This window comes from Nocardioides sp. IC4_145, assembly GCF_011250565.1.
Classification (GTDB): Bacteria; Actinomycetota; Actinomycetes; order Propionibacteriales; family Nocardioidaceae; genus Nocardioides.
Genome location: NZ_JAANMS010000036.1, coordinates 24,637 through 48,945, shown reverse-complemented (window position 1 = coordinate 48,945; position 24,309 = coordinate 24,637). Strand labels below are relative to the sequence as shown.

Here is a 24,309-nt window from a genome sequence, read left to right as displayed (position 1 = left end):
GCCGGGCCCTGCAACTCTCAGGCAGGTCATCCCCGAAGAGCGACTGGCTCAGCTCGGCAGTGACCCGGCAGACCCGGGGTGCAGACAAGAGACCTACTCCTGTCTGCACCCAACGTCCACCAGTGAGGCTCGGCACTAGCCTCGGGGCCGTGCCGACGCCCCTCTCGATCCCGCTCCCCGGCCGCCCCGCCGATCCCGACGCCACGCTCGTGCTGCGGGAGATGTGGACCGCGCCGGCGATGCACCGGCTGACGGTGGCGAACCTCGACCGGCTGCGCGCGTTCGAGCACTGGGCGCACGCCGAGCAGACCCTCCGCTCGCAGCAGGCCTACACCCGCCAGCAGCTGCTCGACTGGGTCGACGGGCGCGCGGTGCCGTTCGCGATCGAGTGCGGCGGCGAGCTGGTCGGCTCGGTCGGCGCGCGGATCGACCGCTGGGACAACACCGCCGAGATTGGCTGCTGGATCGACGCCGCCCACGAGGGCCGCGGGCTCGTGCTGCGGGCGATGCGGCGGATGGTCGAGCACCTCTTCGACGACCACCTCGTCGCGCGGGTCGAGGCACGCACCTCCGCGCACAACCCGCGGACACGGGTGCTCAACGAGCGGCTCGGCATGGTCCACGAGGGCACGCTGCGCAACGCCTCCCAGGTCGGCACCGAGCGGCACGACGTCGCGGTGTGGAGCGTCCTGCGGCCGGGGTGACCGGCGTACGTCCGGAGGGTCGGGGGTACCTGACCGTCATGATCGGATTCCTCGTCGCCGGCCTCGTCATCGGTGCGCTCGCGCGCCTCGTCAAGCCCGGGAAGCAGAACCTGTCCCTGCTGTGGACCCTGCTCCTCGGCCTCGCCGGATCGGTGATCGGCGGGCTCATCGCCAGCGCGCTCGGCACCGGTGACATCTGGGAGCTCAACATCCTCGGGTTCGTCCTCGCGGTGGTCGCCGCCGTCCTGCTCATCGGCGTCGCCGAGGGCCTCAGCGGCGGCCGGAAGACCGCGCGCCGCTGACCTGTCCTCGGCTCGCCTGTCCACCCACAAGTCGGCACGCCTCGGCGGCGTGGTCCCACCGACGCGCGGGGCAGGTGCCCACCCCGGCGGCATGATGGGGGCATGACCGAGCTCCCTCGCAAGGCGGTCGCCCGCACCGCCCGGCTCGCGGCGCTGCCGCTGGGCTTCGCGGGCCGCAACGCGATCGGGCTGGGCAAGCGGCTGGGGGGCCGCCCGGCCGAGACCGTGATGACCGAGATCCAGCAGCGCACGGCCGAGCAGCTGTTCCGGACGCTGGGGGAGCTCAAGGGCGGCGCCATGAAGTTCGGCCAGGCGCTCTCGGTGCTCGAGGCGGCGCTGCCCGACGAGCTGGCCGGCCCCTACCGCGAGCAGCTGACGCTGCTGCAGGACTCCGCGCCGCCGATGCCCACCTCGACGGTCCGCGAGGCGCTCGCTCGCGACCTCGGGCCGGACTGGCGCGAGCAGCTGGTGTGGCTCGACGGCGGCCCGACCGCGGCGGCGTCGATCGGGCAGGTCCACCGCGGGCGCTGGGTCGACGGCCGCGAGGTGGCGGTCAAGGTGCAGTACCCGGGCGCCGGCGAGGCGCTCCGCTCCGACCTGCGCCAGCTCGCGCGGCTGGCCCGCACCGTGGGCTCGCTCGTGCCGGGCGTGGACATCAAGCCGCTCATCGAGGAGCTGCAGGCCCGCGCGGTCGACGAGCTGGACTACCGCCTCGAGGCCGAGGCGCAGCAGGTGTACGCCGAGGCGTTCGCCGGCGACCCCGACATCGTCGTACCGGCCGTGGTCGCCGTGGGCGAGACGGTGCTGGTCACCGAGTGGCTCGAGAGCGAGTCGTCGCTGGCGGCGGTGATCGCCGACGGCACCCAGGAGGACCGGGACCGCTTCGGCGAGCTCTTCGCCCGGTTCCTCTTCGCCGGGCCGGAGCGCACCGGGATGCTCCACGCCGACCCGCACCCGGGCAACTTCCGTGTCGTCCGCGACCCCGACGGCGGCCCCGCCCGGATGGGCGTCCTCGACTACGGCGCCGTCGCGCGGCTGCCCTCCCGGGGGCTGCCCGAGGCGATGGGCTCCCTCATCCGGCTCGCGGCGGCGGGCGACACGACCGGCCTGGTCGAGGGCCTGCGGGCGGAGGGGTTCGTGCGGCCGGGCATCACGGTCGACCCCGACCTGGTGCTGGAGTACCTCGCGCCGTTCGTCGAGCCGACCCAGGTCGAACGGTTCCGGTTCTCGCGGGAGTGGATGCGCGAGCAGTTCCAGCGCATCAACGACCCCCGCTCGCCGACGTACACGATGGCGATGAAGCTCAACCTGCCGCCGTCTTACCTCCTCATCCACCGCACCTGGCTCGGCGGCGTCGGCGTGCTCAGCCAGCTCGAGGCCGAGGCGCCGTTCCGCGCGATCCTCGAGGAGCACCTGCCCGGCTTCGCCGGCTGACCCGGGCTCAGGTCGCGGGCACCCGGTCGGTGATGCAGTACGCCGGACCGGCGGGCGGCCGCATCGCCGTCCACTCGTCGAAGACGCCGTCCACGACCGCGCCCAGCGCCTCGTGGCGGGCGGTCTCGGCGGCCCGGTCGCTGCTGGACAGGTCCAGGTGGGCGGTGACCCGCTCCTGGTCGTCGTCGAGGCGCTGGACGAGCAGCTGCAACGGGAGCTGCGGCGGCGAGGACAACCGCCGGAACTCCTCGCTCGGCGGCTGCACCGGCCAGTCGGTCACCTCCGACCAGAACGCCACCTCGCGGTCGAGCAGCCGCGGCGGCACGTCGAGGCAGACCTGGTCCACGAGCGAGGTGTGCCCGCCCCAGTCGACGGCGGCCGGGCGCACCACGGCCCGGTGGGTGACGAAGCACAGCACGAACCCGCCGGGGGACTCCAGGACGGCGTGCTCCCCGTCGGCCAGGAGCCTCGCGCCGAGCCCGACCGCGCGCTCGACGGCCGGCGCGACCTCGGCGACGTGGAGGTCGAGGTGGATCCGCGTGGGCCCCTCCCCCAGCCGCTGCACCTTCAGGTGCGGGTCGCCGTCGGCGGGGAGCAGCGTGGCGAACTCGCCGTCGTCGCCGCGGGTGGTCGAGACGCCGTAGCCGGTCACGGCCGCCCAGTGGGTGACGGTCGGCGCCAGGTCGTCGGGGGCGAGGTCGAGGAACGCGGTGATCCAGAACGGGTGCACCCCAGCAAGCCTACGGACCGTCGACCCAGCGTTCACCCACGTTCCGGGCCGAGGCGGCCCCGTGGGTCAGCTCGGCGAGCGCCGCGTGGAGGCGGTCCTCCTCCGCGGGCGCCACGCCGACGCGCAGCCCGACCACGGAGCCGTACGTCGCGTCGAGCACCGCCACGCCGCGCGAGCGCAGCTCGGTCTCGACCCGGCCGGCCTCGGCGTGGCCGACCTCGACCACCAGCTCCCGACGCAGCTCGCGCCGCACGGTGCCGGCCTCCTCGAGGGCGGCGCGCACCGCGTCGCCGTACGCGCGGACCAGGCCCCCGGCACCGAGCAGCGTCCCGCCGAACCAGCGGGTCACCACCGCAACCACGTCGGAGAGCCCGTGGCCGCGCAGCACCTCGAGCATCGGCGCGCCGGCCGTGCCGGCGGGCTCGCCGTCGTCGCTCGAGCGCTCGACCGGCGAGGGCGGCGGTCCCAGCACGAACGCGCTGCAGTGGTGGCGGGCGTCCCAGTGCTCCTTGCGCAGCCGCTCGACGACGGGGCGGGCGGCCGCCTCGTCCTCGACCCGGCGCAGCGTGCACAGGAACCGCGAGCGCTTGACCTCGATCTCGGCCTCGGCGTCGCGAGCGAGCGCGAGGTAGCTCAGGACCACAGGCCGAGGACCTCGCCGCCGATCCGCACGACGAACGCCGCGACGACCAGCACGAAGAAGACCCGCACGAAACCCGAGCCGCGCGCGACGGCGGTGCGGGCGCCGACGTACCCCCCGAGCAGGTTGCACAGGCCCATGACGAGGCCGGTCTTCCACAGCACCGCGCCCTGCGGGACGAACAGCAGCAGCGCGCCGAGGTTGGTGGCCCAGTTGGCCATCCGCGCCTTCGCGGAGGCCTCGAGGAAGCCGTAGCCGAGCAGCCCGACCAGCGCGAAGACGAAGAAGCTGCCGGTGCCGGGGCCGAGCGCGCCGTCGTAGAAGCCGATCGCGACGCCGACCAGCATGGCGAGCCCGAGGTGGCGGCGGCCGGTGAAGCGCAGGGCGGTGGCGTCGCCGAGCGACGGCTTGAGCAGGACGTACGCCCCCACGGCGACCAGCGCCACCAGCACGATCGGCTCGAAGGCCTCGCGCGGCACCTGCGAGGCGACGAACGCACCGCCGAACGAGCCGAGCAGCGCCAGCCCCATGAGGGGCAGGAAGGTGCGCGGGTCGGGGCGGACGCGGCGGTAGTACGTCGCCGAGCTGACCGTCGTGCCGCAGATCGAGGCCAGCTTGTTGGTCGCCAGGACCTCGACCGGCGAGGCGGCCGGCAGGCCCACCAGCAGCGCAGGGAGCTGGATGAGCCCGCCGCCGCCCACGACGGCGTCGACGAACCCGGCGGTCAGCGCGGCCAGCCCCAGGAGGGCCAGCACGGTCAGCGTCGGGTCCTCCACCGGGAGGACGCTAGCCGTCGACCGGTCAGCTGCTGTGGGCGGCCTTCGTGGTCCGCGTGCGGCGACCGGTGAGGATCAGCGCGATGCCGGCGAGGATGCACAGGGCGCCACCGATGAAGCCGACCAGCGGGACCGTCTTGGTCAGCAGGTCGAGGCTGGCGATGTTGTCCTCGGCGTCGGCCACGTTGTCGGCGACCTCCTCGTCGGTGTACTCCACCTGGAGGTCGAGCACCTGGGTGCCGTCGGCGAGCGAGCGCTGCTGGTCGACGACCTGCTTGATGATCGCGCCGGTCCGCGGGTCGACCGAGTACTCCTTGCGGTCGCTGTAGAGACCGTCGATGTCGCTGCCGAGGTCGATCGGCGCGTCGACGGTCTCGGTCACGTAGACGTGGACCTCGAGGCCGTCGATCTCGTCGGTGGTCTCGTAGCGCGCGGTCACCGGCTCGCCGATGACGTTGTCGTAGACCTCGTAGTCCTTCTTCTCCGCGTCGAAGGGCCACTTGTTGACCAGGCCCTCGTAGGGCTCGACGTCGTCGGGCAGCTTCGAGCCGTCGACGGCCATCGCGGTCTCGCGGTCGGTCGCGAAGGTCGCCTCACCGGCCGAGATCAGCCGGTCGTCGTTCTCGTCGACGCAGTCGGGGGTCTCCCCGTCGACCTCGACCAGGCAGGTCGCCTGCTTGAAGTAGACGGTGTCGTCGTCCGAGGCCTCGGTGTCGGACTTCGTGATGCTCGTGTACTTCACCTCGAGCTCGCGGGTCTCCCCGGTCGAGGTGTCCAGACGCAGCGCGGTGCCGGTCAGGTCGGTCTTCTGGTCCACCTCGACCGGCGTCTTCTTCACCGAGCCCGGCGCCCAGGCGACGCCCAGGATCCCGGCCACCAGCAGGAAGGCACCCAGCCCCAGCAGAACTCGTCCCACGATCACACGCACGTTTGTCTCCGTACCTCTCCCTCGAACCCTCGAGGCGGAAAGTTACCCTGTGGTAGCCGTCACCCCACAATCGGGTGTGACGTCGGCCTCGGTCCTAGTCTGGCGCAGGTGCGCATCGTCTCCCTCCTGCCGGCCCACACCGAGGTGCTCTTCGCGATCGGCGCCGGTGACGACGTCGTCGGCGTGACCTTCGAGTGCGACCACCCCGTCGAGGCCCGCAGCCGCCCGATCGTGTCGACCTCCGCGATGCCCGAGGGGCTCACCCCGCCCGAGATCGACGCGTACGTCGCCGCCGCGGTCGCCGCCGGCGAGGACCTCTACCGCCTCGACGCCGGCGCGCTGGCCGGTCTCGACGCCGACCTCGTCGTCACCCAGGACCTCTGCGCGGTCTGCGCCGTCGACGTCTCGGTGGTCGACGACGCTCTGGCCCACCTCGGCTGCACGGCCGACGTGCTGACCCTCGATCCCCACACGCTGGCCGAGGTCGACGACGCCGTGCTGCGGCTCGGCGCCGCGACCGGCCGGACCGCCGCCGCGGAGGCGCTGGTCGCGTCGACCCGCGACCGGCTCGAGGCCGTGCGCTCCCGCGTCGCCGGCCGGCCCCGGCCGCGGGTCGCCGTGCTCGAGTGGACCGACCCGCCCTACGCACCCGGGCACTGGATCCCCGAGATGGTCGACATCGCGGGCGGCGAGTGCGTCCTGGGCACGGCCGGCGCCCCCTCGACGCGGGTCACCTGGGAGACCGTGCACGCCGCCGCGGCCGAGGTGTACGTCGTCGCGCCCTGCGGCTTCGACCGCGACGGCGCGCAGGCGCAGGCCGATGCGCTCCTCGCGCAGGGGTTGGTGCCGCCCGGGGCGCGCGTGCTGGCCGTCGACGCCAACGCCTCCTGGGCCCGCCCCGGCACCCGGCTCGTCGACGGGATCGAGGAGCTGGCGGCGTACCTCCACGGGTAGGCGGCGGGCTGCAGGGGTCACCGGTTAACCGGTGACCCCTGCACATATCGGGGTAGATCTACCCCGATATGTGCAGGACTCCCCCGGTATGTCCCGCTCGGGGTGCCCGCACCGTCGGTGGTCGGAGCCAGGATCGCGACGTGCGTGCCGAGTGCCTCCTCTGCTTCACCACCCGCCAGGTCGCCGACGAGGGCTGCGACGACACGCTGCGGTGGGTCGAGCTGTTCCGCGAGCTGCGGTCGCCCACCGCGACCGGCCTGGAGAAGCGCGTCGGAGCGTGCGACTGCGCCACGCTCGCGCGCTGGACGCTCGCGCGGCACCTGCTCGTGCGCGACGTGCGCACCGACGAGCTAGAGCCGCCGCCCGAGGCGCCGCGCTGCGCCGGGGTGGGCGCCACCTCGACCCGCCCGTGCGCGAACTGGGACCGGGTTAGGGTCACGCGGTGAAGCGTCTGCGCGCCGGTCTCGCCGGCCTCCTCGCCGCCGCGACGGCCGCGGTCGCGCTCGCCGCGCCGGCCGACGCGGCACCCGGCTGGACCCGGCCGCAGGTGGTCGTGGACGACATGCGGACCGGGTTCGGGTTCGTGGAACCGCGGGTCGCGGTGAACCGGCACGGGCTCGCGGTCATCAGCTGGGACTGCGACGGGCTCTGCCTGCGGGTGCGGACGCCCGACGGCCGGCTCGGCCCGCTGCTGCGCACCGACGACGACAGCCGCTACCACTGGGCTCGTCAGCCCGTGGTCGACGACCTCGGGAACATCACCGTGCTGGCGTCGGGGTACGCCGCCGGCGGCCCGTTCACGGCGTACCGGATGACCGCCGCCGGCGACCTCCGCGACGAGGTCGTCATCGACGCGGACGAGGCCGGCCGGGTGGTCGCCGAGGCCGGCCCGACCGGGGACGTCCTGGTCGCGTGGACGGCCGGCGACGAGCACCGGGTCCGCGTGATGCGCCCCGACGGCAGCCTCGGCCCGGCCGGCACGCTGCCGGACCCGCCCGAGCGGGTCGTCGCGTCGCCGGACGGGTCGTTCGTGATCCTGGGCCGGACCGACGAGCGCCTCTGGCTGCGACCGGTCGTCGACGGCGTGGTCGGCGACCCCGTGACGCCGACCGAGCGGCGGACCGGGTACGCCGATGCGGTGTTCCTCGCCGACGGCACGCTCGCCTTCCTCTGGTGGCAGCGCACGCCGTCCGGCGACGACCTCATCGTCCGCCGCTGGACGCCGGGGGCCGGTCTCGACGAGCCGACGGTGCTTGCGGCCGACCAGGCGCAGCTCCGCGACCTGCGGCTGCACATGCTCGGCGACGGCCGGGTCGTCGTGACCTGGGCCCGCAACCAGGGCCTGCGGGCCGGCCTCCTGCCGGTCGCTGCGGACGCCCCCTTCACCTTCCGTCGGATCAGCAGCAAGCACGTGGGCATCCACACCGCCCGCAACCGGCTCGTCCTCCTGCAGTCCTCGGACCGTCCCCACCGCGTCGCGGTGCGGACGTGGAACGGGCGGGGCGAGGCGTCGCAGCGCGGGTTCGTCCTCGTCGACCCGCGCTACCGCAAGGAGCTCGGCCTCACCGAGCTCTCCGCCGCCTCTGCGGGCGGACCGGTCGTGCTCGTCAACCACCGCGAGATGGTCCACTCCCACCGTGGCCGCGACGCCTTCGCCACCATGTGGGTCACGGTGCGGCGATGAGGGCCCGCGCGCTGCTCGGAGCGGTCGTCGGCGGGTTGGGGCTCAGCGTGCTCAGTGCGGTGCCCGCCCCCGCGGCGCAGGCTCCCGGTCCCGTCTGGTCGCCGCCCGTGGTGGTCGGCCGGGACGGATACGCCCCGAGGGTCGCCGTGAACACCGCCGGGGTGACGGTGCTCGCGTGGTCGTGCGACTACTCGATCTGCGTCCGGCGACGCAGCCCCGGGGGCGCCCTCGGGCGAACGGTCCAGGTCCCCTCCACGAACGTCATCTCGTACAACGTCGCCCTCGCCGGCGACGGCACGGCGACCCTGGTGCACCGGGTGGAGCGCGAGGACGGCTGGGTGCACGTCGCCCAGCGGCTGCGGCCGAGCGGCCCGGTCGGCAACCCGGTCCTGCTCGCGGAGCAGGCCGACGTGGTCGCGTCGACGGTCTCGCGGACGGGCGACCTCGCCGTGGAGATGTGGGACCAGGACCGGAAGTGGCTGCGGGTGCTCGGCGCCGACGGCGCCCTGGGTCCGGGGGTCCCCCTCGCGGCGGAGACCGTCGTCGAGCCCGCCGCGGACGGCGGCTTCTGGTTGCTCGACCGTGACCGCGCCGGGGTCCTAGGTCTGCGCCACGTCCTCGACGGGACGATCGCCTCCGAGCAGACGGTCGGCAGCTCCCCCGTCGCTGCTGACCTCGCCGTCCGCACCGACGGCACCGTCGTGGTCGCGTGGTGGGAGGGACCGCGACGGGAGCGCCGGCTGCGGACGCTCCAGGTCGCCCCGACCGGCACCGTGTCGCGGGTCCGGGGCCTCAGCGGAGTCGTCCGGGCGGGCCGCGACCTGGACCTCGCCGCCCTGCCCGACGGTCGGGTGCTGGCGGCGTTCCGCAGCCGCCGCGGCGGCTACGCGGACGTCCGCGGCGGGGTCGTCCCGCGGGAGCCCGGACCGTGGCTCCGACTGGGGCCGGCACTGCTCCCCGGGTACGACCGGGTGGTCGCGGTGGCCCGCGACCGGGTCGTGCTCCTGTCGCTGGTCGACACCTGGATGGACCACCACGTCTCCGCCCGGACCTGGGACGGCCGACGCGTCTCGCGTCCCAAGCGCATCATCGAGGCGCCCGGCTACGACAACGACTGCGGCTCCAGCGAGATCACCGCCGCGAGCGCCGGCGGCCACGTCGCGCTGGTCAACCGGCGCGGCCACTCGTGCCGCCCCCGCTACGACAAGGTCGTGCTCGCCTACCGCCGCTGACCTCCGCGGGACCGGTCAGCCGACCCAGAACCCCCGGCTGCCGAACCACCCGCCGAGGTCGCGCCCGCCGGCACCGCCGACGCCGCCCGAGCCGCGTCGCGAGCCGAGGTAGGAGCCGACGACGGCGGCGCCCAGGTCGTCCAGCTCCGGCGCGACCACGCGGCCGTCGACCCGTCGCGCCATCGAGTCGATGAAGCGCGCCAGCCCCGGGTCCTCGCCGAGCCGGAAGAACGTCGTCTGCGCGCCGAGCCGGCGGGCGTTGTCGAGCTCGCGGACGGCGTACGCGACCGTCAGCGGGTGCGGCGGGTAGCTGAACCACACCTCGCCGTCCGGCTCGAGGTGGGAGGTCGGCTCGCCGTCGGTGACGATGAGCAGCACCGGCTGGGCGTTGGGGTGCTTGCGGAAGTGGCGGTTGGCCAGCAGCAGCGCGTGGTGCAGGTTGGTGCCCTTGTCCCACATCGCGTCGAGCGCGGTGAGCTGCTCGATCTCCATCACCTCCGCGTGCCGGCCGAAGCCGATCAGCTGGAGGTGGTCGCCGCGGAAGCGCGAGCGGATGAGCGTGTGCAGCGCGAGCGCGGTGCGCTTCATCGGCACCCACCGGCCGTCCATCGCCATCGAGAACGACGTGTCGACGAGCAGCGCGACAGCCGCCTGCGTGCGCGCCTCGGTCTCCTGCACCTCGACGTCGCCGATCTCCACCAGCGGGCCGGTCGGGTCGCCGGCGCGGCGCAGCACGCCGTTGAGCACGGTGCGGGTGACGTCCCACGGCTCGGTGTCGCCGAACGCCCACTCGCGGGTGGCTCCGGAGCGTTCACCGGCCGCGCCCGCCTTGTCCATGTCGCGCTGGCCCTGGCGGCCCGAGAGCCGCTGGGCGACGTCGCGCAGCAGCGCCTTGCCGAGCTGGCGCATCGCCTTCGGCGTCAGCCTGAGCTGCCCCGAGGAGTCCCGCTTGAGCGTCCCGGAGTCGCGCAGCGCCTTCTCCAGCCGCTGGAGGGTCCGGGCGTCCACAGCGGCCTGGTCACCGAGCTGGCGCGAGAGCGCGTCGAGGTCGAGGTCGTCCATCCGGGCGCCGCCGTAGGACTGCGCGAGCTGCTCGGAGAGCTGGTCCAGGTCGGCGAGGTCCTGGAAGACGCCGGTGCCGTCGCCGAGGCCGAGCCCCTCCTGGCCGTCCATGCGCTCCGAGCCGCCCCAGTCCTCGCCCGGGCGCAGCGACTGGAGGTTGGCGTCGAGCTGGTCCAGCGACTGCATCAGCTCGGGGCTGCCGAAGGCCTGGGCGGCGAGCGCGTCGAGCTCGTCGCGCTGCTCCTGGGTCATCGAGTTGCGCATCCGCTGGGCGGCGGCCGCGCGCTGGGCGAGGGAGTCGAGCAGCTCGTCGACGTTCGAGGGACGCTCGGGGAAGAAGTCCCCGTGCTTGTCCATGAACTCCGCGAACTGCTCGTCGGTGTCCTCGCCGCGGCGGTGGTCCTCGAGCAACCGGTTGAGGTCCTGGAGCATCTCGTTGACGCGCGCCCGGTCCTCGTCCGTCGCGCTCTCCAGCGCCTGCTTCATCCCGGCGAACCGCTGGTCGAGCATCTCTCGCCCGAGCAGGTCCTTGATCTTCTCGAAGTCCTCACGCGCCTGCCGGCTCTGCCAGTCGTACGACGACAGCTCGGTCACCGCCGCGGCCGGGCTGGGCCGGCCCTCGCCCCAGGCCGCGTCCAGCTGCATCTCGCGGAACGCCCGGTCCGCGTCGTCCATCATCGCGTCGCGGGCCAGCTGCTTGCGCTCCTCGAGCACCGCCCGGTCGAGCAGCTCCTTGACCTCCTGGAGCGTCCCGTCGAGGTTGTGCCGCCGCAGCAGCTCGCGCCGCCGCTCGGCCACCCGGCGCGCGAGGTCGTCGAGCCCGCGCTGGTCCTGGCCGCCGCGGCGCAGGAACTCCTGCATCGCCCGCTCCGGGGAGTAGCCGGCCATGACGTCCTCGCCGATGGCGTCCAGCGCCTCGGCGAGGTCGACCGGCGGGGCGAGCGGGTCGCCCCCCTCGTAGCGGCGGAACCGCGTGCGGTCCTTCATCAGCCGTAGACCGTCTCGGCCCCGTCGGAGTCCTTGCCGACCTTGCGGGCCAGGTAGAGCCCCTCGAGGGCCAGCTCGATCGCGCCGGCGCGCTGGCCGTCGTTCGTGGCGCCGAGCCGGTCGCAGATGTCGTCGTACAGCTCCGACTCGCCCAGCACCGGGAGGCCGCTGAGGAAGTCGCGGGCGGTGACCCGCTCGCCGGTGGTGATCATCGCGCCGGCCTCGATCGCGTCGACGAGCAGGCTCATGTCGAGCCCGCGCAGGTGCGTCCGGACGGTCTCGGCGGTGGCGGTCCGCAGCAGGTGGGTGAGGATCTCGGCCTCGCGGCCCTCCTCGCCGGACTCGAACTCGACCTTGCCGCCGAGCACCTCGACGGCCGTCTCGAGGTCGACGACCCGGGCGACCGCCTCGTCCTCGCCCCGGCTGGTCGCGCGGTGGATGGCGGCCGCGGCGATGGTCTCCGCGCCGGCGATCGCGAACCGGGCCGAGACGCCCGAGCGCTGGTCGACCGCGGTGGACTCGCGCAGGTTGCGGGTGAACCGGGCGAGGATCTCGACCAGGTGGTCCGGCACGTCCGCGACGAGGTCGGCCTCCTGGCGGATCACCGCGACCTCGTCCTCGAGCGCGGTCGGGTAGTGCGTGCGGATCTCCGCGCCGAAGCGGTCCTTGAGCGGGGTGATGATCCGGCCGCGGTTGGTGTAGTCCTCGGGGTTGGCGCTGGCGACGACGAGCACGTCCAGCGGCAGCCGCAGCACGTAACCGCGGATCTGGATGTCGCGCTCCTCCATCACGTTGAGCATCGCCACCTGGATCCGCTCGGCGAGGTCGGGCAGCTCGTTGATCGCCACGATGCCGCGGTGGCTGCGCGGGATCAGCCCGAAGTGGATCGTCTCCGGGTCGCCCAGGCTGCGACCCTCCGCGACCTTCATCGGGTCGACGTCGCCGATCAGGTCCGCGACGCTGGTGTCCGGGGTGGCCAGCTTCTCGGCGTACCGCTCGTCGCGGTGGCGCCACTCCACCGGCAGCTCGTCGCCGAGCTCGGCCGCGCGGCGACGGGAGACGTGGGTGATCGGCTCGAAGGGGTGCTCGCCGAGCTCGGAGCCCGCGATGACCGGCGTCCACTCGTCGAGCAGGCCGACCATCGTGCGCAGCAGCCGGGTCTTGCCCTGGCCGCGCTCGCCGAGGAGGACGACGTCGTGGCCCGCGATGAGCGCCCGCTCCAGCTGTGGCACGACGGTGTCCTCGAACCCGTGCAGCCCCGGCCACGGGTCCCGGCCCTCCCGCAGCGCGGCGAGCAGGTTGTCGCGGATCTCGACCCGCACCGGCTTGCTGACGTGGCCGGCCGCGCGCAGCTCGCCGACGGTGGAGATCGCAGGAGCGGAAGTCACGTGCTCACGCTACTCAGCAGGCCAACCTGCGCGACCGCGTCCGCGTTACGGTCGGGCGCGTGACCGTCCCGCCGCTGCGCCCCTCGTGTCCCTGCGGCTCCGGCGACGCGTACGACGCCTGCTGCGGCCGCTTCCACCGCGGGGCCGGCCACGCGGCGAGCGCCGAGGAGCTGATGCGCTCGCGGTACGCCGCCTTCGCGGTCGGGGACACGGCGTACCTCTGGCGCACCTGGCACCCCCGCACCCGCCCCGACGACCTCGAGCTCGACGCCACCCGGACCTGGACCGGCCTGCGGGTGCTCGGCTCCGGCGAGGACTGGGTCGAGTTCGTCGCGTCCTACGACACCCCCACCGGCCCCGGCGAGCAGTCCGAGCGCTCCCGCTTCGAGCAGCGCGGCGGCCGCTGGGTCTACGTCGACGGCGACCTCGCGGACTCCGCCGACGGCCCGCAGTGACCGTCCGCCCGCGCCGAGCCTGTGGAGAACAGGTCCGCGGCGCGTGGGAACTTCATCGGCCACCCGATGAAACTGCCGGTGGGCCGCTGAAGTTTCATCGGCGCACCGGGAGGTTCATCGGCCAGCCGATGAAACGTGCGACCGTCCGGCCCGGCGCCTCAGCGGGTGAGGACGACGGACGAGCCGTGGCCGAAGAGGCCCTGGTTGGCGGTGATGCCGACGCGGGCACCCTCGACCTGGCGGCCCTCGGCCTGGCCGCGCAGCTGCCAGGTGAGCTCGCAGACCTGGGCGAGCGCCTGGGCGGGGACGGCCTCGCCGAAGCAGGCCAGCCCGCCCGACGGGTTGACCGGGATCCGGCCGCCGATGGTCGTGTCCCCGGCACGGAGCAGCTTCTCGGCCTCGCCGGGGCCGCACAGCGCGAGGTCCTCGATCCAGTCCAGCTCCAGCGCGGTCGAGAGGTCGTAGACCTCCGCCACGTCGACGTCGGCCGGGCTCACGCCGGCCTCCTCGTACGCCGCGTGGCCGATGGAGGCCTTGAACGTGCGCTCCGGCTCACCGACGGCGAGGGAGGAGTCGGTGGAGAGGTTCGGCATGTCCATGACCGTGTTCGGGAAGGTCGGGGTGACCGTCGAGATGCCGGCGATCCGCACGACGTCGCCTCCCCCGCTGCGCAGCCCGTGGCGGGCGGCGTACTCCGTGCTGGTCACCAGCACCGCCGCCGCGCCGTCGGAGGTGGCGCAGATGTCGAGCAGGTGCAGCGGGTCGGAGACGACCGCCGAGCCGAGCACGTCCGCGACCGACACCTCCTTGCGGTAGCGCGCGTACGGGTTGGCCAGCCCGTGCTTGGCGTTCTTGACCTTCACCTGGGCGAAGTCCTCGCTGGTGGCGCCGAAGAGGTCCATCCGCCGGCGGGCGTAGAGCGCGAAGTAGGCCGGGTTCGTCATGCCGAGCAGGCGGAAGCGGAGCCAGTCCGGGTCGTCCCAGCGCTCGCCGGCGTTGGGGGCGAGGAAGCCCTTGGGCGTGGTGTCCGCGCCGACGACGAGCGCCACCTCCGACAGGCCGGCCAGGATGCGGGCCCGCGCGGTGTCGAGCGCCTGGGCGCCGGTGGCGCACGCGGCGTACGACGTGGCGACGCGGGCGCCGTTCCAGCCGAGCGCCTGGGCGAAGGTCGCGCCGGCGACGTAGCCCCCGTAGCCGTTGCGGACCGTCTCGCCCCCGACCACGAGGTCGACGTCGGTCCACGCCACGCCGGCGTCGGCGAGCGCAGCGCGGGCGGCGTGCACGCCGTACTCCACGAACGGCTTGCCCCACTTGCCCCACGGGTGCATGCCGACGCCGAGCACGGCCACCTCGCGCGCGCTCACTGGTCGGCCTCCTCGCCCAGCTCAGCTACCGGCTTCCAGCGCCAGATGGAGCGCTCGCCGGTCTCGTCGGCGTACAGCATCTCCACGACCAGCTCGACCTCGGCGCCGACGCGGAGGTCGGCGACGCCGTAGCCCTCGGCGACCTGGCCGAGCACCGTCAGGCCCTCGGGCAGCTCGACGGCGGCGAGGGCGAAGGGGACGTAGGGGTCGGCGGCGGGGATGTACGGCGCCGGTGGCTGGTACTGCGCGTCGGTGTAGGACCAGACGGTCCCCCGCCGCGAGAGCTCGACCCGCTCGAACTCCTCGCCCGAGCAGGCGGGGTTGCGGCAGAAGCCGCTCGTCGGCGGGAAGTAGACGGTGGTGCACGCCGTGCACCGGGAGCCGACCAGGGCCGGCTCCGGCCCCGTGGTGAACCACCCGTCGATCGCGGGTGTGGCGGTCGCTGACATCCGGCCTCCGAAACTAGAACGTGTTCTGATCCTAGCCCCGGACGGCCGGTCGGGCGGCGCCGAGTCCCAGCCCGCGGCAGGCGCCCGCGTCAGGCGCCCGCGAGGAAGCTCAGCAGGTCCTGCCGGGTGACGACGCCGACCGGCTTGCCCTCCTCCTGGACGAGCAGCGCGTCGGCGCTCCCCAGCAGCGCGACCGCGTCGTGGGCGTCGGCGTTGGCGCCGATCGTCGGCAGCGCGGGCGACATGTGCTGCTCGACCGGGTCGGTCAGCTTGGCGTGGCCGGCGAAGAGCGCGTCGAGCAGCGTGCGGGTCGAGACCGACCCCGCGACCTCGGCGGCGACCAGCGGCGGCTCCGCGCGGACCACGGGCATTTGGGACACGCCGTACTCCTGGAGGATCTGGACCGCCTCGGCCAGGGTCTCGCCCGGGTGGGTGTGGACGAGGTCGGGCAGGCGGCCGTCCTTGCCGCGCAGCACCTCGCCGACGGTCTGGGCGGCCTGCTCGCCGCCGAAGCCGTACTGCGAGAGCCACTGGTCGTTGAAGATCTTGCCGAGGTAGCCGCGGCCGGAGTCGGGCAGCAGCACGACGATCACCGCGTCGGTGCGGCCCTCGGCGGCCAGCTCCTGCGCGAGCTGCTTCGCGGCGTACGCCGCCATGCCGGCCGAGCCGCCGACGAGCAGGGCCTCCTCGCGGGCCAGACGGCGGGTGAACGCGAACGAGTCGGCGTCGGAGACCTCGATGACCCGGTCCGCGACGGTGCGGTCGTAGGTCTCGGGCCAGAAGTCCTCGCCGACGCCCTCGACGAGGTAGGGGCGGCCGGAGCCGCCGGAGTAGACCGAGCCGGACGGGTCCGCCCCGACGACCTGGATCTCGGGGTTCTGCTCCTTGAGGTAGCGACCGACGCCGCTGATCGTGCCGCCGGTGCCCATGCCGGTCACGAAGTGGGTGATCCGCCCCTCGGTCTGCGCCCAGATCTCCGGACCGGTGGTCTCGTAGTGGGACCGGGGGTTGTTGGGGTTGGCGTACTGGTTCGGCTTCCACGCGCCCGGCTGGCTGGAGAGCCGGTCGGAGACGTTGTAGTAGGAGTCCGGGTGCTCGGGGTCGACGGCGGTCGGGCAGACGACCACCTCGGCGCCGTACGCCCGCAGCACGTTGCGCTTGTCCTCGCTGACCTTGTCGGGCAGCACGAAGACGCACTTGTAGCCGCGCTCCTGGGCGACCATCGCCAGGCCGACGCCGGTGTTGCCGGAGGTCGGCTCGACGATCGTGCCGCCGGGCTGGAGCTCGCCGGAGGCCTCCGCCGCGTCGATCATCCGCTCGGCGATGCGGTCCTTCACCGACCCGCCGGGGTTGAGGTACTCCACCTTCGCCAGGACGAGCGGGCCCTCGGCGCCGTCGAGCTCGTCCAGCGAGCGCCGCAGGCGCAGGAGCGGGGTGTTGCCGATGAGGTCCAGGAGCGAGTTCACGTACTGCACCGGCCCAGGCTAGGCCCGGTGCGCACGCCCGGTCGAAACCCGGCGTGGGACCCGGCCGGGCCGTCCGTAGAGTGCGGCCGTGGGGAAAGCAGCTGCAGCACGCAAGCTCGCCGGCGCCGCGGCGTTCGGCGGGGGCGGCCTGTCCGTGCTCGGCGGCGCGCTCTACGGGGTCATGCGCGTCGAGGCGAAGCTGGCGCGCAAGACCATCGGCGACCCGCGCGAGGAGCCGCCCCCGGACGCGACGGGGTGGTACGGCCGCGGCCGTCCGGGCCCGGCGGTCAAGGTCGCGCTGCTCGGCGACTCGAGCGCGGCGGGCTACGGCGTGGAGCGGGTCGAGGAGACCCCCGGCGCGCTGCTCGCCAGCGGCGTGGCCGAGCGGGCGGACCGTCGGGTCTACCTGCGCAGCTTCGCCGTGGTCGGCGCGAAGTCCTCCGACCTCGACGAGCAGATCTCGCGCGCCCTGCCGATCGAGCCCGACGTCGCGGTCATCCTCATCGGCGCCAACGACGTCACCCACACCGTCATGCCGTCGCACTCGGTGCGCCACCTGGCCGAGGGCGTACGCCGCCTGCGCGAGGCGGGCGTCGAGGTGCTGGTGGGCACGTGCCCCGACCTCGGCACGATCAAGCCGATCGCTCCCCCGCTCAAGCAGGTCGCCCGCGCCTGGTCGCGCCGGCTCGCCGCCGGGCAGACGATCGCGGTCGTCGAGGAGGGCGGCCGCACCGTGTCGCTGGCCTCGATCCTCGGGCCGGAGTTCGCCGCGGCCCCGGCGCTGCTCTTCGGGCCCGACCAGTTCCACCCCTCCGCCCAGGGCTACCGCTCCCTGGCCTCGGTCCTGCTGCCCTCCACGCTCGCCGCCCTGGACCTGCTCGCGCTCGACGAGGTCGAGGTCGAGCCCTACCGCGGCGAGGGCGTCCTGCCGATCACCGCGGCCGCTCTGCAGGCCGTCAACACGCCGGGCACCGAGCTCGGCGGCACCGAGGTCGCCGGCAACCGCCGCGGCGTGCGCGGCCTGTGGGTCGAGCTGCGGCACCGCCGCCGCCAGCCCGCCACCGACGGCACCGCGCCGGAGGAGGCCGACGACGACGCCCAGCCGGCGACTGCCGACGCCTGAGCGGCCCGGCGTCGCTCGTAACGCGCTGTCCGGTCGACTACCGCGCCGTTCGAACGGCGCGGTAGTCGGGCCGACGACGCGGTAGTCGGCAAACGGCGCGGTAGGTGGGTCGACGGCCTGGTAGTCCCTCCAGCGGCGCGTGACAAGCGCGGGCCGCGCGCCTCGCCCCGAGACGCACGAACGGCCCCGGACCGAGAGGTCCGGGGCCGTTCGCTTGTGGCGCCGACCGTTGCGGGGGTCGGAGACCGTGGTGCTGCGAGCCGGGTCAGTCCTGGTTGAAGATCGCCAGCAGGCGCAGCAGGTTGGTGTAGATCCAGACCAGGCTCACGGTCATCGCGAAGGCCGCGCGCCACGACTCGCGCTCGGGGATCGCGTTGGCGACGCCCTGCTCGACGAAGTCGAAGTCGAGGATCAGCATGAAGACACCGAGCACGAGGCCGGCGACCGAGAACAGCAGGCCCATGGCGCCGAAGCCGTGGAGGCCGATGGCGTTGCCGAACATGCCGAGCACGATCTCCATCAGGCTCAGCGCGATCATGCCGAAGACCGCCGCGACGACGAACGTGCGGAACTTCTGGCCGACCTGGATGTTGAAGAACTTGTACGCCGCGAGCGTGCCGGCGAAGGCCGCGAAGGTGCCGATGACGGCCTGGGTGACGATGCCGCCGCCGAACTGCGCGTCGAACAGCTTGCTCAGGCCGCCGAGCGCGACGCCCTCGAGCACCGCGAACGCCAGCACCAGGGCCGGGCTGATCACGCGCTTGAACGAGTTGACCATCGACAGCACGAAGGCGCCGAGGGCACCGATCATGACCGCACCGGTGAGCGTCGCCATGGCCTCCGGGGACACGGTGCCGCTGATGTCCGGGGTGAGCACCCAGGTCGCGAACGCGGCAACGATGACGGTGCCGAGGGTGAGCGCGGTCTTCTGGACGACCGAGTCGATCGTCATCGGAGCGCCGGTGGCCTGCGGGGTGGTGGGCGCGCCGGGCGTGCCGGTGCCCCACGCGGACGGGTCGGTGCCGTAGCCGGGGTAGGTGGCTCCGTTCCCGGCGTACGTCTGGTTGCCGTAGGCGTTCGCGCCGCCGCGGTTGAACTCCTCCGAGCGACGGAACACCGGGTTGTTGCTCTGCATGGTCTCTCCTTGGAGGCCGTGGATCTGGTGGGCCCACCCTAGTGGGGCCTGTGCAGGGTCAACGCCGGACGGCCGCGCCGCGTTCCCGCCGAAGGTGTTTTCTCAGGAAACCTTCACGGCGCGCACCACGGTGTCGTGCAGCAGCCGCTCCTCACCCTGGTGGACCTGTCGCCGCGCCTGCACCTCGGCGACCCGGACGTCCCACCCGGCCGGGTCGAGCAGCTCGACGACCTGCTCGAGGGTCGGCATCAGCCGGGTGAGCTCGGGGTCGCGGTGCAGGGCGTGGGAGTCGCGCGGGTCGTGGGCGACGTGCAGCAGCGTGCCGCCCGGTGCGACCGCGGCGCCCAGGCGGCGTACGACGTCGCCGAGGAGGTCGGCGGGCGGGTGCAGGAAGTGCGCGCTGACCAGGTCGTACGTCGCCGGGAACGCCTCGCCGGCGACGACGTCCACGAGCCGCCACTCGACCTCGACCCCGGCCGCCGCGGCGTGGCCGGCCGCGCGGTCCAGCGCGACCTGCGAGACGTCGACGCCGGTGGTGCGCCAGCCCTGCCGCGCCAGCCAGACGGCGTCGGCGCCCTCGCCGCAGCCGACGTCGAGCGCCGTGCCCGGGGTGAGGCCGGTGACCTGCTCGACGAGCCGCTGGTTGGGGTTGCCCGACCAGACCGCGTCGGTGCCGGCGTACCGCTCGTCCCAGAAGCCGGCGGTCCACATGGTGCCGTCGGCGACGGCCGCGGCCTGGCGTGCGACCTGGCCGTGCAGCTGGTGGTCGTGGTGATGGTCGTGGTCGGTGTGCTCGTTCATGCCGACCAGCGTGCCGCTTCAGGTCGACCTGAAGTCAACCCGCCCGCAGCGGGCGACAGCTGGCCACGGCGGGCGACCACGGGTGCCCCCGGCGGGACTCGAACCCGCACCTCGCCGCTTTTAAGGCGGCTTCCTCTGCCGGTTGGGACACGGGGGCCGCGTCGCGCAGGTGTGCTCAGAGGTAAGTCTTGCGCGGGTGGATCGCGTGCGCCCCGGCGACCCGGTCGAGGAAGAGGTACCCGTCGGTGTGGTCGATCTCGTGCTGGAGGGCGCGCGCCTCGAACGCGTTGGCCTGGAGGGTGACCTCCTCGCCGGAGCCGGGAAGCTGCCCGCGGACGACGACGCGGGAGGCACGCTTCACGTCGCCGGTGAGGTCGGGGACGCTCATGCAGCCCTCGCGGGCCTTCTCGTTGCGGCTGGACTCGACGACCTCGGCGTTGCACAGCACGAACGTGCCGTGGTGGTCGCGGGTCTTGGGGTGCTCGGACACGTCGACGCAGAAGACGCGGGCCGAGACGCCGACCTGGTTGGCCGCCAGGCCCACGCAACCGGGGCTGACCCGCATGGTGGCCACGAGGTCGGCGGCCAGCTGCACGGTCGCGGGGTCGGTCGGGTCGACGTCGGCGCCGCGGGTCGAGAGCACCGGGTCGGGCGCGCGGACGACGTCGAGCACGCGGCCCTCGACGCCGAGGTCCCGCTCCGACCAGCCGAGGAGGACCTCGTTGACGGCGGTGGGGGTGGTGCTCACAGGTCGTCGGCCTCCACCGCGCGCAGCGTCGCGCCGACACCGAGGTCGCTCGCAGCGGCGGTGACGGCGGCCTCGAGGGCCGGCACGTCGGCGCTCCCGGGCAGGTCGATCTCGGCGACGAGGAGGTAGAGGTCGCCGGCCAGGCGGGTGGTGAGGTCGGTGATGTTGCCGCCGACCTCGGCGACGCGCGCGACGACCGAGGAGACGATGCCGGGGCGGTCGCCGCCGTGGACGGTGAGCACCCACGACGTACCGGCCGGCGCGGCGGCGTCCTCCTGGGGCACGTCGCGGACGGTCACGGTGAGCGTGCCGTCGGCGGTGAGCGGCTGGAGCGCCGCCTCGATCGCGGGCGCGTCGGCGTCGCCGGCGCACAGCAGCATCATCGCGAAGTGGCCCCGCAGCAGGGTCATCGTCGAGTCCTCGAGGTTGAGCCCGAGGTCGGCGAGACGACCGGTGGTCTCGGCGATGATGCCGGGGCGGTCGTGGCCCAGGACGGTGACGGCGTGGAGGGGTGCGGGGCTGCTCACCCGGGCATTCTCGCAAGGGCCGCCGCGCGGCCGAGCACCCGATCCAGCATCGGCTCGGTGAGCTTGCCGGTGAAGGTGTTCTGCTGGCTGGGGTGGTAGCTGCCGAGCAGCGTGACGCCCGGGCCGTCCTCGTGCGCCCCGCCCGGTCGAGCCAGGTGCGCCTCGGCGCCGTGGCCGAACCGCGGCTTGGGGACGGGTACGACGTGCCCCGCGCGGCGGTAGGTGCGCAGCGCGGCGTCCCAGCCGAACGACCCCAGCGCCACGACGACGCGCACCGAGTCCGCGACGAGCGCGACCTCGCGGTCCAGCCACGGGGCGCAGGTGTCGCGCTCCTCCGGCGTGGGCTTGTTCAGCGGCGGGGCACACCGGACGGTGGCGACGAGCCGGGTGTCGACCAGCTCGAGCCCGTCGTCGGCATGGACGCTGGTCGGCTGGGTGGCGAGCCCGACGCGGTGCAGGCTCGCGAAGAGCCAGTCGCCGGAGCGGTCGCCGGTGAAGACCCGGCCGGTGCGGTTGGCGCCGTTGGCGGCCGGTGCGAGGCCGACGACCAGGATCGTCGGGTGCTCGGCGCCGAACCCGGGGATCGGCCGACCCCAGTAGGGCTCACCGGCGAACGACGCGCGCTTGGCGTGCGCGACGTCCTCGCGCCAGCGCACCAGGCGCGGGCAGGCCCGGCACACGCTGACGCCGGCCTCCACGTCGTGGAGGCCGGCGTCGCGCGCGAGGCGTCGGACCGCGGCCGGGGTCGCGGCCACCGGTGTCGTCGCGTCGGCCGGGTCCCCCGGCCAGCCGGTGCCGGGCGGCACCGGCGAGGGGAACAGCCGGCCGGTGGCGGGGTGCGGCAGCAGCCCGCCGGGGTCGGCGCTCAATCGATGATCAGGGCGCCGGCTGGATCGAGGCCTCGCGCCGGGCCTTGTCGGCGACGTTCGAGGCGGCCTCGGTCGCCTTCTCCTTGGCCTGCTCGGCGGCGGCGGCGGCCTGCTCGGTCGCCTTCGCGGCGGCGGACTGCACGGTGGGGTTCTCCGCGACCTTCTTGGCGCCGGCGCGGATCTGCTCGAAGCGCTCGCGGCCGGCCGCCGAGCCGAGGACGTAGCCGATGCCGATGCCGGCGAGGAGGATGAGCTTCTTCACGGGATGCTCCTTGGGGTTGCGTGCTGGCCGCCGCGGTCGTCGGTGGCCCGTGCCTGCTCCGGTTGCCGGTCGGCGGGTCGGCGAAACGGGGCTGGCGGGGTGGTCAGCATCCCAAGTGAACTTGGGATGCTGACGCTTCGCGGCCATCGCAACAGCCGCGGAGCGGTAAGAAAGGCCGTGGAGTGGCCCTTCCCGCGCCCGGCGGCCCCGCGGACCCGGCCGGGTCAGTCGAGCAGCGACCAGGCGATCCCGTCGAGGATGTCGGACTCGGAGACGACGAGCCGGTCGACGCCGGCCCGCTCGAGCACCCGGCGCAGGATGAGCGCCCCGGCGCCGATGACGTCGGCCCGGCCGGGGTGCAGGTACGGCAGGGCGCGGCGCTCCGCGACGGTCATCGCGACGAGGCGGTCGATCGCGGCGTGCACCTCCGCGACGGGCAGCACCTGCTGGTCGATCGCGCCGGCGTCGTACGCCGGGAGATCGAGCGCCGCCGCGGCGACGGTGGTGATCGTGCCGGCCACGCCGACGACCGTCGCGGCGTCCGCCGGGTCGACCGGGCACGCGGCGAGGTGGGCGTCGACGTCGCGGAGGCACGCCTCGACCTCGCCGGCGGTCGGCGGGTCGGAGTGGAGGTGGCGCTCGTGCAGGCGGACCGAGCCGACGTCCATCGAGTGGCCGGCCGACACCCCGTCCGGGCCGCCCAGGACGAGCTCGGTCGAGCCGCCGCCGAGGTCGACGACGAGCACCGGCCACTCCGGCTGGTCCCGCAGCCCGCGCGCCGCGCCGGCGAAGGACAGCTCGGCCTCCTCGGCGCCGGTCACCACGTCGGGGTCCACGCCGATCCGTTCGCGGACGCCGGTGGTGAACACCTCGGCGTTCGTCGCGTCCCGGGTCGCCGACGTCGCGCACAGCCGGACGCGGGTGGCGCCGTGCTCGCGGACCAGCGCCGCGTAGTCGTCCAGCGCGGCGAAGGTCCGCTCGAGCGCCGCCTCCGACATCCGGCCGGTCGCGTCGATGCCCTCCCCCAGCCGCACCACGCGCATCTCGCGGACCAGCGGCTCGGCCGGCGTCTCGCAGACCAGCAGGCGGATGGAGTTGGTGCCGCAGTCGATGGCGGCGACGGGGCCCGGGAGGTCTCGAGACGGGCGCTGCCCGCCCGCCTCAACCACCCGGGCTCTCCTGCTCCACGCACGGACCGGTCGACCACCACTCGCCGAGGGCGTCGAGCACCTCGTCGCCGAGCGGATTGACGCCGCGGCCCTGGGCGAGCGACTGGCCGGCGAGGACGTGCAGGCACTTGACCCGGTCGGGCATGCCGCCGGCGGAGATGCCGGCGATCTCGGGGACGTCGAGCCCGGCCTCGCGGCCGATGGCGTCGCGCGCCTCGAGGTAGCGCTCGTGCGCCGCGGCGTACTGCTGCGCCAGCTCGGGGTCGGTGGCGAGGCGGTCCTGCATCTCCTTCATCAGGCCGGAGCCCTCGAGGGTGCCGATGCGGGAGGCGGCGCGCGGGCAGGTCAGGTAGAACGTCGTCGGGAACGGGGTCCCGTTCGGCAGCCGCGGCTCGGTGGTCACGACGTCGGGGTTGCCGCAGGGGCAGCGGTGCCCGACCTCGTGGATGCCGCGCGGCTCACGTCCCAGCTGCGAGGCGATGGCCGCCTCGTCGCGGGGCTCGATCACTGGTGCTCCTCAGTCGTCCTGCTCAGTCGTCCTGCTCGGTGGTGCCGTCGATCTCGCTCGCCGGCGGCGGTTCGTCCTTGGGCGGGTGGCCGGCCAGCTCGACCGACTCCCACGCGTCGACCCACCATGCCTCCGGTGCCTTCTGCGGCAGGTCGTCGGGGTCGCTCAGCCGGGCGCCGGTGGTGAGCGGCTCGCCGTCGCGGAGCACGACGAACGGCGTCTCGCCCTGCATGACGTACCCCAGCCGCGCCCGCGCCTGCGCCTGCACGAAGGCCGGGTCCTGCCAGCGCTTCTTCTCCCGCTCCAGGTCGTCGATCGCCGCCTTGCGCTCGGCGATCTGCGCCTTGAGCTCGGCGATCTCGGAGCGCTGGTGCAGGAAGGCGCGCATCGAGGAGGCGTACGACACCGCGAGCACCGCCAGCACGAGCACCAGCACGGCGGCGCGACCGGTCAGCCGCGGCCGTCGGGGCGGCGCGTCGGCGGTCCGGCCGGCCGCGAGGCGCGCGGCGCGGCCGGAGCCCGGCGTCGCGCGACCCGGTCCGGTGCGCCCCCGCGGGCGTCGTGCCCCGCGGGGGTCGCGTCGGTCGTCGGCCATGGGGCCAAGCCTGCCCG

Annotated in this window: 27 protein-coding genes and 1 tRNA gene; 9 read left to right on the top strand and 19 right to left on the bottom strand. The window is 74.2% G+C overall.

The window, feature by feature from the left end; all coding sequences use genetic code 11:
* Positions 1 to 149 precede the first annotated feature (149 nt).
* From G6553_RS15035 to G6553_RS15025, 3 genes are all read left to right on the top strand, one after another.
* Complete coding sequence (locus G6553_RS15035; RefSeq protein ID WP_166194598.1) at positions 150 to 704, top strand: GNAT family protein; 555 nt, start codon at positions 150 to 152, stop codon at positions 702 to 704.
* 38 nt (positions 705 to 742) lie between these two features.
* A complete protein-coding gene (locus tag G6553_RS15030) occupies positions 743 to 1,006 on the top strand; it encodes a hypothetical protein (RefSeq protein ID WP_166194595.1) in 264 nt (87 codons plus the stop codon).
* 102 nt (positions 1,007 to 1,108) lie between these two features.
* On the top strand, positions 1,109 to 2,440 hold the full coding sequence (locus G6553_RS15025) for an AarF/ABC1/UbiB kinase family protein (RefSeq protein WP_166194593.1): 1,332 nt from the start codon (positions 1,109 to 1,111) through the stop codon (positions 2,438 to 2,440).
* 7 nt (positions 2,441 to 2,447) lie between these two features.
* Here G6553_RS15025 and G6553_RS15020 read toward each other — a convergent pair whose 3' ends face one another.
* The 4 genes from G6553_RS15020 to G6553_RS15005 are packed head-to-tail and all read right to left on the bottom strand — an operon-like array spanning position 2,448 to position 5,514.
* Complete coding sequence (locus tag G6553_RS15020; protein ID WP_166194591.1) at positions 2,448 to 3,170, bottom strand: VOC family protein; 723 nt, start codon at positions 3,168 to 3,170, stop codon at positions 2,448 to 2,450.
* Positions 3,171 to 3,180: 10 nt separating this feature from the next.
* Entirely contained in the window at positions 3,181 to 3,813 is a 633-nt protein-coding gene (locus tag G6553_RS15015) for a YigZ family protein (protein WP_166194588.1), read from the bottom strand.
* Positions 3,804 to 4,586 carry a TSUP family transporter gene (locus G6553_RS15010; protein ID WP_166194586.1) on the bottom strand — a complete coding sequence of 261 codons (783 nt, stop codon included), beginning with the start codon at positions 4,584 to 4,586 and terminating at the stop codon, positions 3,804 to 3,806. The genes G6553_RS15015 and G6553_RS15010 overlap by 10 nt, the downstream gene beginning before the upstream one ends.
* Positions 4,587 to 4,611: 25 nt before the next feature.
* Positions 4,612 to 5,514: a DUF3068 domain-containing protein gene (locus tag G6553_RS15005; RefSeq protein WP_166194583.1), complete on the bottom strand. Its 903-nt coding sequence runs from the start codon at positions 5,512 to 5,514 to the stop codon at positions 4,612 to 4,614.
* Between the two features lie 108 nt (positions 5,515 to 5,622).
* Between G6553_RS15005 and G6553_RS15000 the strand changes: the two genes are divergently transcribed.
* From G6553_RS15000 to G6553_RS14985, 4 genes are all read left to right on the top strand, one after another.
* Positions 5,623 to 6,468 (top strand): ABC transporter substrate-binding protein, encoded by an 846-nt coding sequence (locus G6553_RS15000; protein WP_166194581.1) that lies wholly within the window; start codon positions 5,623 to 5,625, stop codon positions 6,466 to 6,468.
* 140 nt (positions 6,469 to 6,608) lie between these two features.
* Positions 6,609 to 6,914, top strand: a complete 306-nt coding sequence (locus G6553_RS14995) for a DUF2695 domain-containing protein (RefSeq protein ID WP_347565732.1) — start codon at positions 6,609 to 6,611, stop codon at positions 6,912 to 6,914.
* On the top strand, positions 6,911 to 8,152 hold the full coding sequence (locus G6553_RS14990) for a hypothetical protein (protein ID WP_166194575.1): 1,242 nt from the start codon (positions 6,911 to 6,913) through the stop codon (positions 8,150 to 8,152). Before G6553_RS14995 ends, G6553_RS14990 begins: the two co-directional genes overlap by 4 nt.
* Positions 8,149 to 9,384 carry a hypothetical protein gene (locus tag G6553_RS14985; RefSeq protein ID WP_166194572.1) on the top strand — a complete coding sequence of 412 codons (1,236 nt, stop codon included), beginning with the start codon at positions 8,149 to 8,151 and terminating at the stop codon, positions 9,382 to 9,384. Before G6553_RS14990 ends, G6553_RS14985 begins: the two co-directional genes overlap by 4 nt.
* Positions 9,385 to 9,399: 15 nt before the next feature.
* Here G6553_RS14985 and G6553_RS14980 read toward each other — a convergent pair whose 3' ends face one another.
* Both G6553_RS14980 and G6553_RS14975 read right to left on the bottom strand, forming a co-directional pair.
* The gene (locus G6553_RS14980; RefSeq protein ID WP_166194569.1) at positions 9,400 to 11,433 is read right to left on the bottom strand and encodes a VWA domain-containing protein; all 2,034 of its coding nucleotides are present in this window, start codon (positions 11,431 to 11,433) and stop codon (positions 9,400 to 9,402) included.
* Positions 11,433 to 12,821: a magnesium chelatase gene (locus tag G6553_RS14975; RefSeq protein WP_166194566.1), complete on the bottom strand. Its 1,389-nt coding sequence runs from the start codon at positions 12,819 to 12,821 to the stop codon at positions 11,433 to 11,435. Before G6553_RS14975 ends, G6553_RS14980 begins: the two co-directional genes overlap by 1 nt.
* Before the next feature lie 59 nt (positions 12,822 to 12,880).
* Here G6553_RS14975 and G6553_RS14970 point away from each other — a divergent pair, with 59 nt between their 5' ends.
* Entirely contained in the window at positions 12,881 to 13,276 is a 396-nt protein-coding gene (locus G6553_RS14970; protein WP_347565731.1) for a YchJ family metal-binding protein, read from the top strand.
* Between the two features lie 158 nt (positions 13,277 to 13,434).
* Here the strand turns inward: G6553_RS14970 and G6553_RS14965 are convergent, their stop codons facing one another.
* From G6553_RS14965 to G6553_RS14955, 3 genes are all read right to left on the bottom strand, one after another.
* Positions 13,435 to 14,640: a lipid-transfer protein gene (locus G6553_RS14965; protein WP_166194563.1), complete on the bottom strand. Its 1,206-nt coding sequence runs from the start codon at positions 14,638 to 14,640 to the stop codon at positions 13,435 to 13,437.
* The gene (locus G6553_RS14960; RefSeq protein WP_166194560.1) at positions 14,637 to 15,089 is read right to left on the bottom strand and encodes an OB-fold domain-containing protein; all 453 of its coding nucleotides are present in this window, start codon (positions 15,087 to 15,089) and stop codon (positions 14,637 to 14,639) included. Before G6553_RS14960 ends, G6553_RS14965 begins: the two co-directional genes overlap by 4 nt.
* An 89-nt stretch (positions 15,090 to 15,178) precedes the next feature.
* The gene (locus G6553_RS14955; RefSeq protein ID WP_166194557.1) at positions 15,179 to 16,564 is read right to left on the bottom strand and encodes a cystathionine beta-synthase; all 1,386 of its coding nucleotides are present in this window, start codon (positions 16,562 to 16,564) and stop codon (positions 15,179 to 15,181) included.
* 79 nt (positions 16,565 to 16,643) lie between these two features.
* Here G6553_RS14955 and G6553_RS14950 point away from each other — a divergent pair, with 79 nt between their 5' ends.
* Positions 16,644 to 17,678, top strand: a complete 1,035-nt coding sequence (locus tag G6553_RS14950) for an SGNH/GDSL hydrolase family protein (protein WP_166194554.1) — start codon at positions 16,644 to 16,646, stop codon at positions 17,676 to 17,678.
* Between the two features lie 265 nt (positions 17,679 to 17,943).
* Here G6553_RS14950 and G6553_RS14945 read toward each other — a convergent pair whose 3' ends face one another.
* The 10 genes from G6553_RS14945 to G6553_RS14900 form a co-directional block, all read right to left on the bottom strand.
* Positions 17,944 to 18,813, bottom strand: a complete 870-nt coding sequence (locus G6553_RS14945; protein ID WP_166194551.1) for a Bax inhibitor-1/YccA family protein — start codon at positions 18,811 to 18,813, stop codon at positions 17,944 to 17,946.
* Between the two features lie 102 nt (positions 18,814 to 18,915).
* On the bottom strand, positions 18,916 to 19,614 hold the full coding sequence (locus tag G6553_RS14940; protein WP_207619819.1) for a class I SAM-dependent methyltransferase: 699 nt from the start codon (positions 19,612 to 19,614) through the stop codon (positions 18,916 to 18,918).
* Between the two features lie 83 nt (positions 19,615 to 19,697).
* A tRNA-Leu gene (locus G6553_RS14935) sits at positions 19,698 to 19,771 on the bottom strand.
* 18 nt (positions 19,772 to 19,789) lie between these two features.
* A complete protein-coding gene (def, locus tag G6553_RS14930; RefSeq protein ID WP_166194549.1) occupies positions 19,790 to 20,362 on the bottom strand; it encodes a peptide deformylase in 573 nt (190 codons plus the stop codon).
* Positions 20,359 to 20,889, bottom strand: coding sequence for an ACT domain-containing protein (locus tag G6553_RS14925; RefSeq protein ID WP_166194546.1), 531 nt, complete (start codon positions 20,887 to 20,889; stop codon positions 20,359 to 20,361). The genes def and G6553_RS14925 overlap by 4 nt, the downstream gene beginning before the upstream one ends.
* Positions 20,886 to 21,758, bottom strand: coding sequence for a uracil-DNA glycosylase (locus G6553_RS14920; protein ID WP_278249607.1), 873 nt, complete (start codon positions 21,756 to 21,758; stop codon positions 20,886 to 20,888). The genes G6553_RS14925 and G6553_RS14920 overlap by 4 nt, the downstream gene beginning before the upstream one ends.
* Positions 21,759 to 21,765: 7 nt before the next feature.
* Positions 21,766 to 22,020 carry a hypothetical protein gene (locus G6553_RS14915; RefSeq protein WP_166194544.1) on the bottom strand — a complete coding sequence of 85 codons (255 nt, stop codon included), beginning with the start codon at positions 22,018 to 22,020 and terminating at the stop codon, positions 21,766 to 21,768.
* 224 nt (positions 22,021 to 22,244) lie between these two features.
* Entirely contained in the window at positions 22,245 to 23,189 is a 945-nt protein-coding gene (locus G6553_RS14910; protein WP_347565730.1) for a Ppx/GppA phosphatase family protein, read from the bottom strand.
* Positions 23,182 to 23,697: a DUF501 domain-containing protein gene (locus G6553_RS14905; protein ID WP_166194541.1), complete on the bottom strand. Its 516-nt coding sequence runs from the start codon at positions 23,695 to 23,697 to the stop codon at positions 23,182 to 23,184. The genes G6553_RS14910 and G6553_RS14905 overlap by 8 nt, the downstream gene beginning before the upstream one ends.
* Positions 23,698 to 23,719: 22 nt before the next feature.
* On the bottom strand, positions 23,720 to 24,292 hold the full coding sequence (locus G6553_RS14900) for a septum formation initiator family protein (protein WP_166194538.1): 573 nt from the start codon (positions 24,290 to 24,292) through the stop codon (positions 23,720 to 23,722).
* Positions 24,293 to 24,309: the final 17 nt, after the last annotated feature.

Bases quoted from the DNA above. Each gene is read 5' to 3' on its own strand.
- G6553_RS14945 (WP_166194551.1), bottom strand. From the start codon at position 18,813: ATGCAGAGCAACAACCCGGTGTTCCGTCGCTCGGAGGAGTTCAACCGC.
- G6553_RS15025 (WP_166194593.1), top strand. From the start codon at position 1,109: ATGACCGAGCTCCCTCGCAAGGCGGTCGCCCGCACCGCCCGGCTCGCG.
- G6553_RS14940 (WP_207619819.1), bottom strand. From the start codon at position 19,614: ATGAACGAGCACACCGACCACGACCATCACCACGACCACCAGCTGCAC.
- G6553_RS14985 (WP_166194572.1), top strand. From the start codon at position 8,149: ATGAGGGCCCGCGCGCTGCTCGGAGCGGTCGTCGGCGGGTTGGGGCTC.
- G6553_RS15030 (WP_166194595.1), top strand. From the start codon at position 743: ATGATCGGATTCCTCGTCGCCGGCCTCGTCATCGGTGCGCTCGCGCGC.
- G6553_RS14960 (WP_166194560.1), bottom strand. From the start codon at position 15,089: ATGTCAGCGACCGCCACACCCGCGATCGACGGGTGGTTCACCACGGGG.
- G6553_RS14900 (WP_166194538.1), bottom strand. From the start codon at position 24,292: ATGGCCGACGACCGACGCGACCCCCGCGGGGCACGACGCCCGCGGGGG.
- G6553_RS14980 (WP_166194569.1), bottom strand. From the start codon at position 11,433: ATGAAGGACCGCACGCGGTTCCGCCGCTACGAGGGGGGCGACCCGCTC.